The organism is Yersinia nurmii (genome assembly GCF_001112925.1).
Classification (GTDB): domain Bacteria; phylum Pseudomonadota; class Gammaproteobacteria; order Enterobacterales; family Enterobacteriaceae; genus Yersinia; species Yersinia nurmii.
On sequence record NZ_CPYD01000010.1, the window covers coordinates 108675 to 127202 of the forward strand.

Below are 18528 nucleotides of genomic sequence, written 5' to 3' on the forward strand. Positions count from 1 at the left end.
GGCTAGAGTGTTGGGTACTAAAGGGAATTCATCAGGAATGACCTGATTGACCTATAGATTATATGCGCCATATGGGAGTTGCGATGTTCACGGTTTATCATTCTAATCAATTAGATTTACTCAAAGCGCTGACTACGGCATTGATAGAAAGAGATCCGTTGGATAATCCCTTTGAGCCGGAAGTTATTTTGGTGCAAAGCCCCGGAATGGCGCAATGGCTCCAGATGCAATTGGCACAACAGTTCAGCATTGCGGCTAATATCGAGTTCCCACTACCCGCGACATTTATCTGGGATATGTTTACTAAGGTATTACCTGGCATACCGAAAGAAAGCGCCTTCAGCAAAGATGCCATGACCTGGAAGCTGATGTGGCTACTTCCCGAGTTACTAAACGATCCCGTCTTTTCGTCGCTACAGCGCTACCTGAGTGATGACAGCGATAAACGAAAAATTTACCAGCTAGCGGCGCGGGTCGCTGACCTGTTTGACCAATATTTGGTATATCGACCAAAGTGGCTGGAGGCTTGGGATCAAGGGCTTAGAATCGACGGTCTGGACGAGGCTCAGGAATGGCAGGCTCCGCTCTGGAGAGCTTTAACCGAATATACGCGTCAGCTTCAGCAGCCAGAATGGCACCGCGCCAATCTCTATCAACGGTTTATCCGCACCTTACTTGAAACCGACGTTTGCCCTCCGGGTTTGCCTAAGCGAGTCTTTATCTGTGGTATTTCTGCATTACCACCAATCTACCTGTCGGCGTTGCAAGCCTTAGGTAAACATATTGATATTCACCTGATGTTCACCAATCCTTGCCGCTATTTTTGGGGTGATATCCAGAATTACGCTTTTCTGGCGAAGTTGCAGAGCCGTAAACGTCGACATTATCGCGAAAAACTGGAGTTAAGCCTATTTCGTGAGCCGGAGAATGCCGCACTACTGTTCAACGAGGAAGGGGAGCAAGAGCTAAGTAACCCGCTTTTGGCTTCCTGGGGACGTTTGGGGCGTGACCATATGTATTTGTTATCTCAGGTCGATGAGATTCAAGAGGTACATGCTTTTGTTGATATTGAGCCTGATAATCTGTTGCACGCGATTCAACACGATATGCTGGAGCTAGAAGATCACGCCGTTATTGGTACAACCCCAGAAACTTTAGCCTCCAGCGATAAAAAACGTCTTTTGGATCCGTCCGATCGTTCTATCTGCCTGCATATTTGTCACAGTCCGCAAAGAGAAGTAGAAGTCTTACAGGATCAACTCTTGACCATGCTGGAGGACGATCCCAGTTTGACGCCAAGAGATATCATTGTGATGGTTGCGGATATAGATAGCTATACGCCTTATATTCAGGCGGTTTTTGGTAATGTTTCTGCCGATCGTTATTTGCCTTTTGCTATCTCAGATCGAAAAGCCAGCCAGGCGCATCCTGCGCTACAGGCTTTCATTACCCTGCTGGATCTCCCTCAAAGCCGTTTTACCTCCGAGCAGGTACTAGCGCTATTGGAAGTTCCAGCCCTAGCTAACAAATTTAGTATTGATGAACACGGGCTGCGACGCTTACGCCAGTGGGTCGGTGAATCCGGCATTCGTTGGGGGCTGGATGATGATAATGTCCGAGAGTTATCGTTACCGGCTACGGGGCAGCATACCTGGCGCTTTGGATTGACTCGCATGTTATTGGGTTATGCGATGAGCAGTGAGGCCGGTGACTGGCATGATGTTCTGCCATATGATGAAGCCAGTGGCCTGGCGGCAGAAATAGTTGGGCAATTAGCCGAAATGCTGATGCAACTGAGTCGTTGGAGGCAGCAATTGGGTGAGGCGCGAACTCTGGCGGAATGGTCGCCGCTATGTCGCCAACTGCTCGATACCTTTTTTGAACAAGATAATGAAACCGAAGCGGTGCTCGCCCTGATTGAGCAACAATGGTTAAAAGTAATCGGTTATGGCATTAGCGCCCAGTACCCTGAACGAGTGCCCCTGACCTTATTGCGAGAAGAACTGGCTTCTCGGTTGGATAACGAGAGAATCAGCCAGCGTTTCCTGGCAGGGCCAATAAACTTCTGTACATTGATGCCGATGCGCTCAATCCCATTCAAAGTGGTTTGCCTGCTGGGAATGAACGACGGTGTCTACCCGCGCACTTTGCCCCCGTTAGGTTTTGATTTGATGGCTAAACAAATTCAGCGCGGAGATCGCAGCCGCCGGGACGATGACCGCTATCTGTTCCTTGAGGCTCTGCTGTCAGCACAACAGCGTCTGTATATCAGCTATATCGGGCGTTCGATTCAGGATAATAGTCTGCGCTACCCGTCGGTATTGGTGAGTGAATTGATCGAATATATCGGTCAGAGTTTCCATCTTCCCGGTAATGAGTCGGTTAGCGTGGATGAAAGCGCACAACAGGTTATCGAACACTTACAAAACTGGCATGCGCGAGTGCCCTTTGCGATAGAGAACTTTATTCAGGGTAGTGAAATGCAAAGCTATGCGGTGGAATGGTTGCCTGCTGCAGGCGAAAAAGGGAAGGCCCATCCTGATTTTAATCAGCCGCTCTCGCCGGAGCCTGTACAAGAACTGTTGTTGGATGATTTAACCCGCTTTTATCGTCATCCGATTCGAGCCTTTTTCCAGCGTCGGTTGGGGGTTAACTTTGTGATCGAAGAGACGGAATTACCAGACGAGGAGCCATTCACGCTGGATAATCTCAGCCGTTATCAACTAAATACTCAGTTATTGAATGCGTTAGTGGAGCAGTTAAATGTTGATAAAGTCTTTGCCAGAGCGCGAGCGAGTGGCGATCTTCCTTTCGGGGCATTTGGCGAGATTTACTGGCGAGAGCAGCTCGAAGAAATGGCCTTGCTTGCTGAGCAGGTCAGAGAGGAGCGCTGCGAGGCTTATAGTCTGGAATTAAATATCACCTTGGAAGACATGTCTATCACCGGCTGGATACATCAGGTGCAGGCCGATGGATTAGTTCGCTGGCGGCCAGCGGCTCTGACGGCAGTGGATGGGTTGCTTCTTTGGGTTGAGCATGTGGTTTACTGTGCAGCGGGCGGAAAGGGCGAAAGCCGAATGTATGGCCGAAAAGGAACCACATGGCGTTTTGGGCCTCTCGAGGCAAGTGAGGCTCAGGCTAATCTGCAGATATTACTTGAGGGTTACCAAAAAGGAATGAGCCGACCATTATTGCTTTTGAGCAAAAGTGGCTGGGCTTGGCTCAGTCAGTGTTTTAATGCGGAGTCCGGACAAATTCTGTGGGATGAAGATACGCAGGAAAAAGCCCGCAATAAGCTTTTATTGGCTTGGCAGGGATCTCAGCAAATAGCTGGAGAGGGAGAAGATCCTTACATACAACGAGTTTTCCGCCACATGGACAGCACTCGTCTGGCAATGATTTTACAAGAAACGGAACGTTACTTATTGCCTGTTGCGCAGCACAATCGAGTTTAACAACAATTGGGCGGTGAAGAGTAAATGGCAATAGTATTAGAACGTTTTATTTAGCTGTTCACCGTTTTCTAACTGATTGTTTTATTGTCATAAATATTACAATTACTGAAATTTGCTGATGAGTATCAGCCTGTAGAAAAATTAGGTACCAAACGTTTGGTACTCAACAAACGCGACAAAATTCTGGTGCCATATTTTTAGGGTCATGGGAGAAAGGAATGCACAAACAGCTTACCCGTATCGCCGGTGTAATTTTCTTATTATGGTTGTGGATGCCGGTTAGCTGGGCTTCGACAGGTTGGCAACCATTAGCGGAAACCATTCATAAAAGCCAACACGATCAACGTAAATATCAGGCAATAAAACTGGCTAACGGTATGACGGTGCTTTTGGTGTCTGACCAGGATGCGCCGAAGTCTTTGGCTGCTTTAGCGCTGCCTGTTGGCACGCTGGAAGATCCCAATAATCAGTTGGGGTTAGCTCATTACCTTGAACATATGGTTCTTATGGGGTCGAAGCGATTCCCTGAACCAGGAAATCTTTCGGAATTCCTGAAAAAGCACGGCGGTAGCCACAATGCCAGCACGGCTTCTTATCGCACGGCATTTTATCTGGAAGTGGAAAATGATGCTTTAGCACCTGCGGTTGAACGTTTGGCCGATGCTATTGCCGAGCCTCTGCTGGATCCGATTAATGCCGATCGGGAGCGTAACGCCGTCAATGCTGAACTGACTATGGCTCGTTCTCGTGACGGTATGCGCATTGGCCAAGTTAATGCAGAAACGCTCAATCCGGCTCACCCTAGCGCTCGTTTTTCCGGTGGTAATCTGGAGACGCTGAAGGATAAGCCTGACGGAAAGTTGCATGATGAACTGTTAGATTTTTATAAGCGTTATTATTCCGCAAACCTGATGGTTGGCGTGATTTATAGTAACCAGCCTTTGGATCAGCTGGCTCAGTTAGCGGCAGATACGTTTGGTCGTATTCCTAATCATGATGCCAAGGTTCCACCTATCACCGTACCTGTGGTCACCGCTGAGCAAACCGGTATCATCATTCATTATGTTCCCGCACAGCCGCGTAAGCAGCTGAAAGTTGATTTTCGCATCGACAATAATAGTGCTGAATTTAGAAGTAAGACAGATACTTATATTAGTTATCTGATTGGTAATCGTAGCAAAAATACCTTATCTGACTGGTTACAAAAGCAGGGGCTTGCCGACTCGATCAACGCAGGGGCCGATCCTATGGTTGATCGCAACGGCGGAGTATTTTCGATCTCAGTATCCTTGACAGATAAAGGGCTGGCACAGCGAGATTTAGTCGTTGCGGCTATTTTTGAGTATCTGAAAATGTTAGGCAAAGAAGGTATTAATAAAAGTTACTTTGATGAAATTGCTCATGTATTGAACCTGGATTTCCGTTATCCATCCATCACTCGGGATATGGATTATATCGAGTGGCTGGTGGATATGATGCTACGAGTACCGGTCGAGCATACGCTTGATGCGCCTTATCTGGCCGATCGTTTTGCTCCTAAAGCCATTGCCGCCCGATTGGCGGAAATGACGCCGGAAAATGCCAGAATTTGGTATATCAGCCCTAATGAGCCACATAACAAAACGGCTTATTTTGTTGAAGCACCTTATCAGGTGAACAAAATCACTCCTCAGCAGTTGAAAGAGTGGCAAAATTTAGAACAAAAAGTCGCGCTCTCCTTACCGTCGCTAAACCCTTATATTCCTGATGATTTTTCTTTGGTTAAAGTCGATAAAACGATGACTCGTCCAGAGAAAATCGTCGATCAGCCAGGTTTACGTGTGTTCTACATGCCTAGCCAGTATTTTGCTGATGAACCTAAAGCGGATATCTCTCTCGCATTTCGTAATCAACATGCGCTCGACGATGCTCGTCATCAGGTATTGTTCGCTCTGACTGACTATCTGGCTTCACTTTCTCTCGATCAATTGAGCTACCAGGCATCTATCGGTGGCATTAGCTTCTCGACCGGGCCGAGCAATGGTTTATACGTCAATGCCAATGGTTTTACTCAGCGTTTACCTCAGCTATTGACCTCTTTAGTCACAGGGTACTCCAGCTTCACTCCGACAGAAGATCAGTTGACGCAGGCTAAATCTTGGTATCGCGAGCAGCTGGCTATTGCGGATAAAGGAAAAGCATTTGAACTGGCGATTCAGCCGATAAAAATGCTGTCTCGTGTGCCTTATACCGAGCGTAGTGAAAGAAGTCAGCTCCTCGATACGATTACAGTGCAGGAGGTGATCGCTTACCGTGATCGTTTACTTAAGGAGTCTGCGGTTGAAATCCTGGCTATCGGGAATATGGCACCTAAACAGGTTAGCGAGTTAGCTGAAACCCTGAAAAAACAGCTGGGTTGCATTGGCACAAATTGGTGGGTCGGGGAGGACGTGATAGTCGATAAGACGCAGTTGGCTAATTTACAACGAGTGGGTAGTAGCACCGATGCGGCTTTGGCTGCGGTATATATTCCTACTGGCTATAATGAAATCAAAAGCATGGCTTACAGCAACTTGTTGGGGCAAATCATTCAACCGTGGTTCTACGATCGGTTGCGCACCGAGGAGCAGTTAGGCTATGCCGTCTTCGCCTTCCCGATGTCAGTAGGGCGTCAATGGGGGATAGGCTTCCTGCTGCAAAGTAATAGTAAGCAACCTAAGTACCTCTATCAACGCTATCTGGCTTTCTATCCTCAGGCTGAGAAGCGTTTGCGGGATATGAAACCGGCAGATTTCGAGCAGTATAAGCAGGGACTGATTAACCAACTGCTGCAACGCCCGCAGACGTTGGGTGAGGAAGCCAGCCGCTTAAGTAATGACTTTAGTCGAAATAATTTTGCTTTTGATACTCGGGATAACTTGATCGCTCAGGTTCGGCAAATTAATAACGCTGAGCTGGCTGACTATTTCCAGCAGGCGGTGATTAAACCTCAAGGGCTTGCGTTGCTTTCTCAGGTTAAAGGTAACGGAAAGGATGCGGGTAGTTATGCTGCGCCTAAAGGGTGGAAAACTTATCCTAACGCGTCATCGTTACAGCAAACTCTGCCACGGAAAGTATTGGTGCCATGATGACAAATTCTCCCCAACGACTTGAACCGCTGACTTTACCGCTTTATGGCGAACGCCTGATTGAAGCGTCGGCCGGTACGGGAAAAACGTTTACTATCGGATTGCTCTATTTACGATTGTTACTCGGGCTGGGGGGAAGCTCCGCTTACCTACGCCCGCTGACTGTAGAAGAAATCTTGGTGGTAACCTTTACCGAAGCAGCGACCGAGGAACTGAGGGGGAGAATCCGTAGCAATATCCATGAATTACGTATCGCTTGTGTGCGAGGGAAAAGTAATAATCCGGCGCATCGGGCGTTATTGGCAGAGATCACAGATTTACCCGCTGCTGCGGCGTATCTGCTTGCGGCCGAGCGGCAAATGGATGAAGCCGCGATTTATACCATTCATGGTTTCTGCCAGAGGATGCTGGCTAATAACGCATTTGAATCAGGGATTCTGTTCGAACAAAAACTGATTCAGGATGAATTACCACTGCGGCGGCAGGCCTGTGCCGATTTTTGGCGTCGTCACTGTTATCCATTGCCTTTGGCTATTGCCGCGGTAGTGAGTCAGGAATGGAGCGGTCCAGAAGCGTTACTCAAAGATTTATCTGCTTATCTTCAGGGGGAGGCGCCTAAGCTGCGACAAACTCCTAGAGATGACGAAACGATTTTCAGCCGTCATCAGCAGGTCATCACGAAGATCGATGAGTTAAAAGCATTCTGGCGTCAAAGCGCCCATGAACTGGCTGGGTTGATTAGTGAATCAGGAGTGGATAAGCGTAGTTACAGCAGTAAGCACCTTCCCAATTGGCTTGAGAAAGTTGGGCTATGGGCCGAGCAGGAAACCCTAGACTATATCTTGCCCAAAGAGTTAGAGAAGTTTCGCCAGACAGTTTTGTTTGAAAAAACCAAAAAAGGAGCGGCTCCTGAACATCCACTATTTACCGCGATTGACGTTTTGTTTGAACAACCCTTAACGCTGCGAGACCTGATTTTGGCTCGGGCGATCAGTGAAATTCGAATGAGTGTTCAGCAGGAGAAACGGCAGCGGGCAGAGCTCGGTTTTGACGATCTTCTCAGCCGTTTGGATGCCGCTTTACAGCAGCCGGGCGGTGAAATGTTGTCTGAAGCTATCCGGCAGCGTTATCCCGTTGCAATGATTGATGAATTTCAGGATACCGATCCTCAACAATACCGGATCTTCAATACGCTGTATGGTCGCCAGAAAGAGTGCGGCCTGTTGCTTATCGGCGATCCCAAACAGGCGATCTATGCATTTCGCGGAGCGGATATCTTTACCTATATTCGCGCTCGTTCTGAGGTTAGTGCTCACTACACTTTGGAAACCAACTGGCGTTCATCTTTTCCGATGGTTCGTTCGGTAAACCGCTTATTTAGCCGAGTTAGAGCGCCTTTTTTATTCGAGCAAATACCCTTTATCGAAGTTGCGGCGGCAGAGAAAAACCAGGTATTGGATTTCCAGATTGAAGGTCATACGCAACCTGCACTGCATTTCTGGTTACAGCATGGTGATGGCGTTGGTGTGAGCGAATATCAGCAGCTTATGTCTCGCCAATGTGCCGTGCAGATTCGTGATTGGTTAACCGCCGGGCAGCAAGGGAAGGCTATTTTACAGACACCTGATGGGCCGCGTCCGGTACAAGCGTCGGATATCACTATTCTGGTGCGAAGCCGCGCGGAAGCTGCATTAATCCGTGATGCCTTAAGTCTGCTGTCTATTCCTTCGGTGTATATGTCGAACCGAGACAGCGTATTTGAAACCCCAGAAGCCAAGGATTTATTGTGGTTGTTGCAGGCGGTATTGGCACCAGAACAAGAAAGGGCATTACGCAGCGCCATGGCGACCAGTTTGCTGGGGCTGGATGCGCAGATGTTAGATGCGCTTAATCACGATGAAAAAGCTTGGGATGCGTTAGTTGAGGAATTTGATCGCTATCGACAACACTGGCAAAAACGTGGTGTTTTACCGATGCTACGTGAGCTTATTGCGCGTAGGGGATTGGCCGAAAACCTACTGGCCACGGCTGGTGGTGAACGGCGGCTGACTGACGTGCTGCATTTGGGTGAGTTATTGCAGGAAGAAGAATCGCAGTTAGACAGTGAGCATGGTCTGGTTCGCTGGCTGGCTCAACAGATTGCTCAGCCCAACTATCAATCGGAAAACCAACAGTTAAGGCTCGAAAGCGATCGCCATTTGGTGCAGGTCATCACCATTCATAAGTCGAAAGGATTGGAGTACCCCTTGGTCTGGTTGCCTTTTGTGGGCAATTTCAGGCAGCAACAGGATGTGTTGTACCACGATAGAACTAATTTTGAAGCCCTGCTGGATTTGAACGCCAGTGACGAGAGTAAGCAACTCGCTGAAGAAGAGCGGTTAGCTGAGGATCTTCGCCTGTTATACGTTGCCCTTACCCGCTCGATTTATCACTGTAGCATCGGTATTGCTCCCCTTATTAAAGGTGGCCGGAAAAAACAGGGGGAGAGTGATATGCATCTCAGCGCTCTCGGCTACTTGGTTCAAGCTGCGCAGGCAGGAGACGCCGTTTTCCTGGCTGAAAAGCTGGCTGACTTATCCGATGAGGATATTGCGGTCACCTTGGTCGAACGGCTGGATGATCGCCAGTGGCAGCAGCAAAACGAACCTATGCCAGAACTGGCAGCTCGTACCTTCTCGCGTAAAATGTTCGATAATTGGCGCGTAACCAGTTATTCGGGATTACAACAACATGGCTCGTCCAAAAATATCAGCATTCCGACAGACGATGTGTTACCCCAAGAGCTATTACCGAAGCTGGACACCGACGCTGCTGGAGAAAAAGGGCCTGCGGAAGAAGCGAGTTTGACGGCTCATACCTTCCCAAGAGGTGCCGCGCCCGGAACCTTTTTGCATGATTTACTGGAGCCTTTGGACTTCAGTCAGCCCCTCGACGAAGCCTGGTTAGCTGAGCAACTGCAGCAGCAGGGATTAGGGGATGAATGGCAACCGGTTCTGCATCAATGGCTTACCGATATTCTCACTACGCCGTTAAACAATACAGGCGTGACATTGAGCCATTTACCACCGAAGGATAAGCAGGCAGAGCTACAGTTTTACCTACCTATCGAGCGTTTATTGCAGCCAAATGAACTGGATGCTTTGGTCAGGCAATATGACCCTCTGTCCGCTCGTTGCCCCAAGCTGGATTTCCAGCAGGTTCAAGGAATGCTCAAAGGTTTTATCGATCTGGTATTTTGCTGGCAGGGTAAATATTATCTGTTGGACTACAAATCAAACTGGTTGGGGGAAGATAGCAGCGCCTATACCAGAGAGGCGATGGAACAGGCTATGGCTGAACATCGCTATGATTTGCAGTATCAGCTTTATACCTTGGCTCTGCATCGTTATTTACGGCATCGTTTACCCGATTATGAGTATCAGCGGCACTTTGGCGGCGTGATTTATCTCTTTTTACGTGGCGCAGATAGTCAAAAACCTGGAAACGGCGTTTTTGACTGTCGGCCGGATATCGCCTTGGTTGAAGGAATGGATCGCCTATTTAGCGGGGAATCCGTGAACGCAGATGGAGAGTCAGAATGATAACGCTGCTGGAACAGGCGGTTAGCGACAAACTATTGCGCCCGTTAGACGTTCAGTTTGCACGGATGATCGCTACTGATAATTCTCCTTTGATCCAATTGGTTGCGGCATATTTAAGCGCTGAAACCGGAGCTGGGCACGTTTGCCTGCCTTTAGACAGACTGCATCCGGAGCGACTGTTTGGTGGACGGCAGCCCGATTTGGCTCATGCCCTATGGCAAGCTGCCGGAGAGCCGGAGGCTGCAGATTTGCAGGCCGCGTTAGCACTTTCGGATGCAATCAGTGATGGCTCTTTACCTACTCCTTTGGTATTACAGCAGGAACGCCTCTATTTACAACGTATGTGGCAAAGTGAGGGCGATGTAGCGGATTTTATTGCCCACGATGACGTGAATGAACCAATCGATGAGAAACGGTTACGAGGGATTCTGGATAACCTGTTTGGTGCGTCATCGGGTGAAATCGATTGGCAGAAGGTGGCTGCGGCTGTTGCCGTTACTCGCCGAATTTCGGTAATTTCTGGCGGGCCAGGCACTGGGAAAACGACCACGGTGGCCAGGTTGTTAACGGCGCTAGTGCAATTGAATGAAGATAAAAAATTGCGTATTCAATTGGCTGCACCGACCGGTAAAGCTGCCGCACGATTAACGGAATCATTAGGCAAGGCCAGTAACGATCTGCCACTCAGTGAAAACGAAAGAAAGCTGTTTCCCGATCAGGCCTCAACGATACATCGTCTGCTTGGCGCTCAGCCCAATAGCCAACGTTTACGCTTTCACCGGGGAAATCCATTGAATCTGGATGTGTTGGTGGTAGACGAAGCTTCTATGGTTGATTTGCCTATGATGGCAAAATTGATTGCGGCACTGCCACCGCAGGCCAGAGTGATTTTCCTCGGAGATAGGGATCAATTGGCATCGGTTGAAGCCGGTGCCGTTTTAGGGGATATCTGCCGGCTGGTCGAGTCCGGGTATAGCCCACAGCGCGCAGAAGAACTGACGCGTCTGACGGGTTGCCAGCTTGCGGGAACTGCTATCGATAACGCAGCAAATATACGCGATAGCCTATGTTTGCTCCGAAAAAGCTACCGTTTTGATGAGAAATCCGGCATTGGACAACTGGCGTTAGCGGTCAATGCGGGCAAGCCTCGTGAGGCACTTTCCATATTGAATGGCAACTTCGAAGATATCGAGTATTTCCCGTTATCTGAAGCTGATGACTACCAGCGTCTATTACACCATAGCCTCGTCGGTTATCAGCGTTATTTGCAGCAGGTGGTTGAGGGCGCCGACCCCGCTGTTATATTGACTGAATTTGGTCGTTATCAGTTGCTTTGTGCGCTTCGAACGGGGCCATTTGGCGTTAGCGGTCTGAACGAAAGAATTGAGCAGATTCTCAACCAAAAAGGATTGATTCGCCGGATTCCGGGGCCATCAGGTCGCTGGTATCTTGGCAGGCCGGTAATGATTGACCGCAATGATAGCGCCCTTGGGTTATTTAACGGCGACATTGGTATTGCTTTATATGACTCTGAAGGCGATTTGCGTGTTCATTTCCAGTTACCAGATGGCAGCATTAAATCGGTACAGCCGAGTCGTTTGCCTAGTCATGAAACAGCCTATGTAATGACGGTGCATAAGTCTCAGGGATCCGAGTTTGAGCACACTGCGTTAGTTTTACCGAACCATTTTCTTCCGGTAGTCACCAGAGAATTAGTTTATACGGCGATAACCCGTGCTCGGAAGCATTTAACGCTCTATTGCACTGACAAGGTATTGACGAGCGCAATACTGACTCCGACTCAGCGACGGAGTGGTTTGGTGGAACGCTTAATTCGCTAGCGTTTAGCCAGTGATTTTGCGGCCATGTTTCATGGGACAATGGCCGCAAAATCTCAACGTAAGCTGATGGTTATTATGGTAGAACTTATCAGGGGAAGGGTTAGGCGGTAGGCTTTCAGTTAATGTTTCGGTATGTGGATGAGCAAAGCAGAGTAATAGCGGGAAATAGGTAAATATCTATAAATCAGTATCTTGCTATTTGTCGTATGCTTGGTTTTTGATGTTCGTCTTACAAGATATCTATCGTTTCGACGCCTCAGCATTTACATCTATCTATACATAAACGCTGCCTATAAATAAAAGTTACAGCTCGACCCCTACTAATAATTTTTATTATCGATTATTAGTTTTACCGGTTACGAGCTGCGCTTTTTAAATTCTTAAATTCAAATTTATTTATATCAACGAGCTATTTATATCAATGGTCTATAAATCCGCCAGCAAGATCTTTGAACGCCGTTGATAATTGTACAGTTCCTGCTTCTCCACGGGCAAAACTTCCACTTCTGCGGGAGTAAAACCGCGCTCCTGAAACCAGTGAATGCTGCGAGTGGTTAATACAAACAGCTTTTTCAGTCCCATTTGGCGTGCCTGATTGGCTACCCGCTTTAACAGCATTTCACCGCGGGACGAACTACGATAATCGGGATGAACCGCTACGCAGGCCATTTCGCCAATTTGTTCTTCTGGGAATGGATAGAGAGCCGCGCAGGCGATGGTCAAATTATCACGCTCGATGATAGTAAATTTATCAATTTCCATTTCTAATTGCTCACGGGAGCGGCGCACTAAAATACCTTGTTGTTCCAATGGGCGAATAAGCTCCAGTATGCCGCCAATATCGTTAATAGTTGCCCGTCTTACCTGCTCTGCACTTTCCATTACGATTTGGGTACCGATACCATCGCGGGAGAACAGTTCTTGCACGAGCGCTCCATCTTCCTGATAACTCAGTAAATGGCTGCGACGAACGCCGCTGCGACAGGCTTTTAATGCCCCGCGCAGGAAACGTACCGTGCCGGAGTTGTAGTCGCCTGATTGCTCCAGTTCTTCAATGCGTTTCTGGGCATCGTTGGGGAACAACTCGGAAATAATATTCCCTTCTCTATCCGTTACCCCTTGGGACGAGCAGAAACCGATCATCTTTTCCGCTTTTAGCTTAATCGCAAGCTGCGTCGCCACTTCTTCAGAGGTCAGATTAAAGCTCTCTCCGGTGACTGAAACGGCTACTGGCCCCATCAGAACGATAGCACCGCTGTCCAATTGACGATGAATCGCTTCTTCATCTATACGGCGAATACGGCCACTGTGGCAATAATCAACGCCATCATCCACGCCGAGCGGCTGCGCGATAATAAAGTTACCGCTGACAACGTTGATATGGGCACCTTGCAATGGTGTGTTGTTGAGGCTCATGGATAAACGAGCGGTGATATCCAACTGAAGTAATCCTGCGGCCTGCTTAACCAATTCCAGGGTTCGAGAGTCAGTTACCCGAGTATGCTTATGATAAATAGGTTCATAGTTATGCTGAGCGAGATTACTGTCGATTTGTGGGCGAGCACCATAAACCACCACAAGGCGAATCCCCAGGCTGTGCAATAGCCCTATATCATTGACGATATTGGCGAAGTTTTCATGTTCGATCGCTTCCCCGCCGAGCATGACGACAAACGTCTTGCCACGGTGCGCATTAATATAGGGAACTGAGTGGCGAAACCCTTGGACCAGTTCAGTACTACGTTCCTTCACGGCAGACCCTCTTTGAATTTTTATTCGGTATTTTTGTATTTTTATTCTTTTATGGTCGTGAAGGCAAGTAAGAAATTGCTATTAGATGCATGTGTATGGCTATGAGAGAGTAATAAATTGAATAACATAAAAATGTTTTCTGATGACAGAGGGGGAGTGATTCGCTAAAGTTTTGCCATCATTATCTTTTTTGGTTGTTTTTTCATCGTTTATTGGTAGTTACTTTGGAGTTCCATGGCAAATTCAGATCATAATCCCGCGCGTCGCCGTTTACTGCAAGGCGTAGCTGCAACCTGGTTACTCAGCGTTAGTCAGGTTGGATTTGCCGCCGCATCTCAGGTAGTTGCCGTTCGGGTATGGCCTTCCTCAACCTATACCCGTGTGACGTTGGAATCGAATACGCCACTTAAATATCGCCAATTTGCTTTAACAAATCCCGACAGAATTGTGGTGGATATCGAAGGTGTTCATCTCAATAGCGTACTGAAAGAGATTGGTGAGCAAATCCAGTCTGGCGATCCTTACTTAAAGCAGGCTCGCGTTGGACAATTTGATAAAAATACCGTGCGTCTGGTATTGGAACTCAAGCAAAGTATTAGCCCGCAGTTGTTTACCCTGAAGCCCGTTTCCAAATTCCGTAACCGTCTGGTTGTTGATCTTTATCCCGCTAAGGGAGGCGTTTCCGAGGAAGACGATCCTTTGCTGGCGCTGCTTGAGGATTACAACAAAGGCAACGTGGAGCGAACCTTGCCGGCAGAATCGGCTCGGGCTGGTAAGGCAGGACGCGATCGTCCGATTGTGATTATGCTGGATCCAGGGCACGGTGGCGAAGACCCCGGCGCAATAGGAAAAAACAAAACTCGCGAAAAAGACATTGTACTGCAAATTGCCCGTCGCCTCCGCGCGCTGATTCAGCGTGAGCCGAATATGCGGGTATTTATGACGCGAAATGAAGATGTGTTTATCCCGCTGAAAGTCAGGGTGGCAAAAGCCCGTAAGCAGCGCGCCGATCTGTTTATTTCGATTCATGCAGATGCTTTTACCAATAGAGCTGCTCGCGGTTCGTCGGTATTTGCGTTATCCACCAAAGGTGCAACCAGTACGGCGGCGAAATTCCTAGCGCAAACCCAGAACGAGGCTGACCTGATCGGCGGCGTCAGTAAAAGCGGCGATCGCTATCTGGATCACACCATGATTGACCTGCTACAGACCGCAACGATTAACGACAGCCTAAAATTTGGTAAAGAAGTGTTACATCGGTTAGGTAAAATTAATAAACTGCATAAGAACCGAGTCGATCAAGCTGGATTTGCCGTATTAAAAGCGCCGGATATCCCTTCGATTCTGGTAGAAACCGCTTTTATCAGTAACGTAGAAGAAGAACGTAAATTACGCACCAGTCATTTCCAACAACAAATTGCTGAATCTGTATTTGCCGGAATCAAAGCTTACTTTGCTAACGGTGGGGCAGTTGCTCGGGTGTAATGGCGCTGGTAATGGTATTAAGGCGTTATTGAATTTACCGGTCAAAGGATTGGCTGATTGGGAATGGAGTAAGGAAATTTATTGGGTGAGTCAGCCGGGATAGGGTAGTTTCCGGAAGCCAGAAACAAAAAAACACCCTTGAGGGTGTTTTGAGTGAGAAAACTGTCATTAAGAATTGGTTGCGGGGGCCGGATTTGAACCGACGACCTTCGGGTTATGAGCCCGACGAGCTACCAGGCTGCTCCACCCCGCGTCCGTCTAACAACTTATTTTACTATTATTTCAACACCATCGGACGACATTTGATACTGCTGGTACTCAGTATCGGTTGGTTGCGGGGGCCGGATTTGAACCGACGACCTTCGGGTTATGAGCCCGACGAGCTACCAGGCTGCTCCACCCCGCGTCCGTCTTAATGCTTATTTTCTACTGACTATCAAGTTGTTGGTTGCGGGGGCCGGATTTGAACCGACGACCTTCGGGTTATGAGCCCGACGAGCTACCAGGCTGCTCCACCCCGCGTCCGATTCAGCGCACTATACTCTGGATCACATTTCTTGCAAGTGCTTTTGGCATTTAAACTGCATAAAGATAATCGATTGACTAATTTGTGAACTATGTGGTTTGTTTTTCTACGTTATGGGCAATATGAGCCAGACTATGATTTTTTGTGGCTACTGATTCCTTTATCCATAGGCGTTTGTTATCGTTCAGCCGGAAGATAAAATGTGTAATAAGAAGGCGTGTAATGAAAGGACGTTGGGGCAAATACCTACTGAGCGGATTAATGATTGCGGTATTGGCTGGTTGTCAGTCACGGCCAACCGATCGTGGTCAACAATATAAGGATGGTCGATTGAGCCATTCTCTGGAACTGGTCAATGAACCCAGCGCCACGGGTAAGCCGGTCAACGCAAAAGATTATTCAGATCAGGTGAAAGTGATTAATCAGGCTTCACCTAATCTTTACAACCGCCACAGTAATACTTTTGAAGCAGTCCAAAACTGGATGCTGGCGGGCGCGGATACCAGCAAACTCAGCCTGTTTGGTTTGAACGCTTATCAAATGGAAGGGGTGGATAATTTTGGAAACGTCCAGTTTACCGGCTATTACACTCCAGTTTTACAAGCTCGCTATACGCCGCAGGGAGAATTCCGTCATCCTCTATACCGTATGCCATCTAAAAAAGGCAAAGGCCGTCTGCCCGATCGCGCCGGAATCTACGCCGGTGCGTTGGATGATCGCAATTTAGTTATCGCATACACCAATTCGTTGATGGATAACTTTATGATGGAAGTACAGGGCAGCGGTTACGTAGATTTTGGTGATGGGCGACCCCTGACCTTCTTTGGTTATGCAGGCAAAAATGGCCATGCTTACCGCAGTATCGGGAAAGTGCTGATTGACCGTGGTGAAGTCGCTAAGGCCGATATGTCGATGCAAGCTATTCGTAAATGGGCTGAAACGCACAGTGAAGCAGAAGTCAGAGAGTTATTAGAGCAGAACCCGTCATTTGTGTTCTTTAAACCGGAAATGTACGCCCCGGTAAAAGGTGCGAGCGCGGTTCCATTAATTGCGAAAGCTTCTGTGGCATCGGATCGTTCATTAATTCCTGCGGGAACAACGTTGCTGGCCGAAGTGCCACTGCTGGACGAACAGGGCAAATTTACCGGACAATATCAAATGCGCCTGATGGTTGCGCTGGACGTCGGTGGCGCAATCAAAGGTCAGCATTTCGATATTTATCAGGGTATTGGTCATGAGGCCGGTCAGGCTGCTGGTTTCTATAATCACTATGGTCGTGTATGGGTACTGAAAAATGCTCAAAGCGGTGGCCCAATGTTTACCGCTTATAAAGGTGATAAAGCCAACACGCCTTCCAGCTCTTCGCTTTTAGTGAATAACTAGGCGACTAATGGCGTGACTCTGTTTACAGTCACAGCTTCTCAAGCGGCCAATTGGCCGCTTTTGCATTCGTAAGACTGGTTTTAGGTTATTTCTCTATAAGGTACAAATAAGGTTATGAGCACACTGTATTCTGAAGCTTATCAACAGCGATTTGGTGGCATAGCCCGTCTTTATGGTCAGCAGGCGCTGGCGGTATTTTCGCAGGCTCACGTTTGCGTGATTGGTATTGGCGGAGTGGGCTCATGGGCGGCAGAAGCCTTAGCCCGCACCGGTATCGGTGCCATTACTCTGATTGATATGGATGATGTGTGCGTCACCAATACCAACAGACAGGTACACGCGCTGCGACAAAATGTGGGGCAGTCTAAAACAGAGGTTATGGCTGAGCGTATTCGGGCGATTAACCCTGAATGTCAGGTTACCTGCATTGATGACTTTATTACGCCGGACAACGTGGCTGAGATGCTGGATCGTAACTTTAGCTATGTTATTGATGCAATTGACAGTATTCGTCCTAAAGCGGCATTGCTGGCCTATTGCCGCCGCTATAAAATTCCGGTTATCGCAACAGGTGGTGCTGGCGGTCAGATAGATCCAACTCGTATTGACGTTGTTGATTTAGCCAAGACGATTCAGGATCCATTGGCAGCTAAACTGCGTGAAAGGCTGAAAAGCGATTATAACGTAGTGAAAAACAGCAAAGGTAAACTCGGGATTGATTGCGTTTTTTCCACTGAGCCGCTGGTTTATCCGCAGCCTGATGGTTCCGTCTGTGCCTCCCGCAGCACGGCGGAAGGCCCTAAAAGGATGGACTGCGCCTCAGGATTCGGTTCCGTGACTATGGTCACCGCCACCTTCGGTTTTGTTGCGGTCTCTCACGCGCTGAAAAAAATGCTGGCAAAAGCGGCGCGACAAAATCAGGTGGTCTAAATCGGATCCTGATAGCGAGCTGCAATCGTTTTAACTCCCAGCGCCAGTGCCTGTAGACCGCTGGCGCGGGAACTACTTAGCTGTTGGCGCAGATCCAGTCGATCAAATAAATCTAACGGATCTTGATCTAAAATTTGTTGTGGCGTTTTCCCTTCCACATTGGTCAGTAATACCGCCAGTAAACCTCGAACGATTCGGCCTTCGCTGTCCCCATAAAAATGCAGTCGGCCATTTGCCAAAAGTTCGTGGCCAAGCCAGACTCGGTTTTCACAGCCGGACAGTTCGAATTCAGTTTGTTTCAACGATTCATCCATCGGCGGTAACTGCTTAGCCAGCAAAATTAGCTGGCGATAGCGATCTTCCCACTGTTTCAGCGTTCTGAATTTCTCGATAAGGTCGTCGCGGGTAATTTCTTGGCCAAATGGGTGTGGGGCGATCATTTTCTTCTCTTTCATGTTCAGTGAGGCT

General features: G+C 48.2%; 9 protein-coding genes and 3 tRNA genes. 7 read left to right on the forward strand and 5 right to left on the reverse strand.

From position 1 onward, the window contains the following. Window positions 1-83 precede the first annotated feature (83 nt). From recC to recD, 4 genes are all read left to right on the forward strand, one after another. Window positions 84-3455, forward strand: coding sequence for an exodeoxyribonuclease V subunit gamma (gene recC / locus AD970_RS13235; RefSeq protein ID WP_049600016.1), 3372 nt, complete (start codon window positions 84-86; stop codon window positions 3453-3455). A gap of 218 nt (window positions 3456-3673) precedes the next feature. Further along, complete coding sequence (gene ptrA, locus AD970_RS13240; RefSeq protein WP_049599853.1) at window positions 3674-6562, forward strand: pitrilysin; 2889 nt, start codon at window positions 3674-3676, stop codon at window positions 6560-6562. Next, window positions 6559-10143: an exodeoxyribonuclease V subunit beta gene (gene recB / locus AD970_RS13245; RefSeq protein WP_049599856.1), complete on the forward strand. Its 3585-nt coding sequence runs from the start codon at window positions 6559-6561 to the stop codon at window positions 10141-10143. The genes ptrA and recB overlap by 4 nt, the downstream gene beginning before the upstream one ends. Then, complete coding sequence (gene recD / locus AD970_RS13250; RefSeq protein ID WP_049599859.1) at window positions 10140-11984, forward strand: exodeoxyribonuclease V subunit alpha; 1845 nt, start codon at window positions 10140-10142, stop codon at window positions 11982-11984. The genes recB and recD overlap by 4 nt, the downstream gene beginning before the upstream one ends. A 426-nt stretch (window positions 11985-12410) precedes the next feature. Here recD and argA read toward each other — a convergent pair whose 3' ends face one another. Beyond that, a complete protein-coding gene (gene argA, locus AD970_RS13255; RefSeq protein ID WP_049599862.1) occupies window positions 12411-13736 on the reverse strand; it encodes an amino-acid N-acetyltransferase in 1326 nt (441 codons plus the stop codon). Window positions 13737-13970: 234 nt separating this feature from the next. On the opposite strand from argA, the gene amiC reads away from it, so the two are divergent. Continuing rightward, the gene (gene amiC, locus AD970_RS13260; protein WP_049599865.1) at window positions 13971-15221 is read left to right on the forward strand and encodes an N-acetylmuramoyl-L-alanine amidase AmiC; all 1251 of its coding nucleotides are present in this window, start codon (window positions 13971-13973) and stop codon (window positions 15219-15221) included. A 176-nt stretch (window positions 15222-15397) separates the two neighbouring features. On the opposite strand, the gene AD970_RS13265 is transcribed toward amiC, so the two are convergent. The 3 genes from AD970_RS13265 to AD970_RS13275 form a co-directional block, all read right to left on the reverse strand. Continuing rightward, window positions 15398-15474: transfer RNA gene (locus AD970_RS13265), tRNA-Met, on the reverse strand. A 76-nt stretch (window positions 15475-15550) separates the two neighbouring features. Then, window positions 15551-15627, reverse strand: a tRNA-Met gene (locus AD970_RS13270). Window positions 15628-15666: 39 nt separating this feature from the next. Beyond that, window positions 15667-15743 (reverse strand) — tRNA-Met (locus AD970_RS13275). 226 nt (window positions 15744-15969) lie between these two features. Between AD970_RS13275 and mltA the strand changes: the two genes are divergently transcribed. Both mltA and tcdA read left to right on the forward strand, forming a co-directional pair. Next, window positions 15970-17130: a murein transglycosylase A gene (gene mltA / locus AD970_RS13280; protein WP_049599868.1), complete on the forward strand. Its 1161-nt coding sequence runs from the start codon at window positions 15970-15972 to the stop codon at window positions 17128-17130. Between the two features lie 114 nt (window positions 17131-17244). After that, window positions 17245-18060 (forward strand): tRNA cyclic N6-threonylcarbamoyladenosine(37) synthase TcdA, encoded by an 816-nt coding sequence (gene tcdA, locus AD970_RS13285; RefSeq protein WP_049599870.1) that lies wholly within the window; start codon window positions 17245-17247, stop codon window positions 18058-18060. On the opposite strand, the gene csdE is transcribed toward tcdA, so the two are convergent. Next, on the reverse strand, window positions 18057-18500 hold the full coding sequence (csdE, locus tag AD970_RS13290; protein ID WP_049599873.1) for a cysteine desulfurase sulfur acceptor subunit CsdE: 444 nt from the start codon (window positions 18498-18500) through the stop codon (window positions 18057-18059). The two genes, tcdA and csdE, sit on opposite strands and share 4 nt — an antisense overlap. Between the last annotated feature and the right edge of the window lie 28 nt (window positions 18501-18528).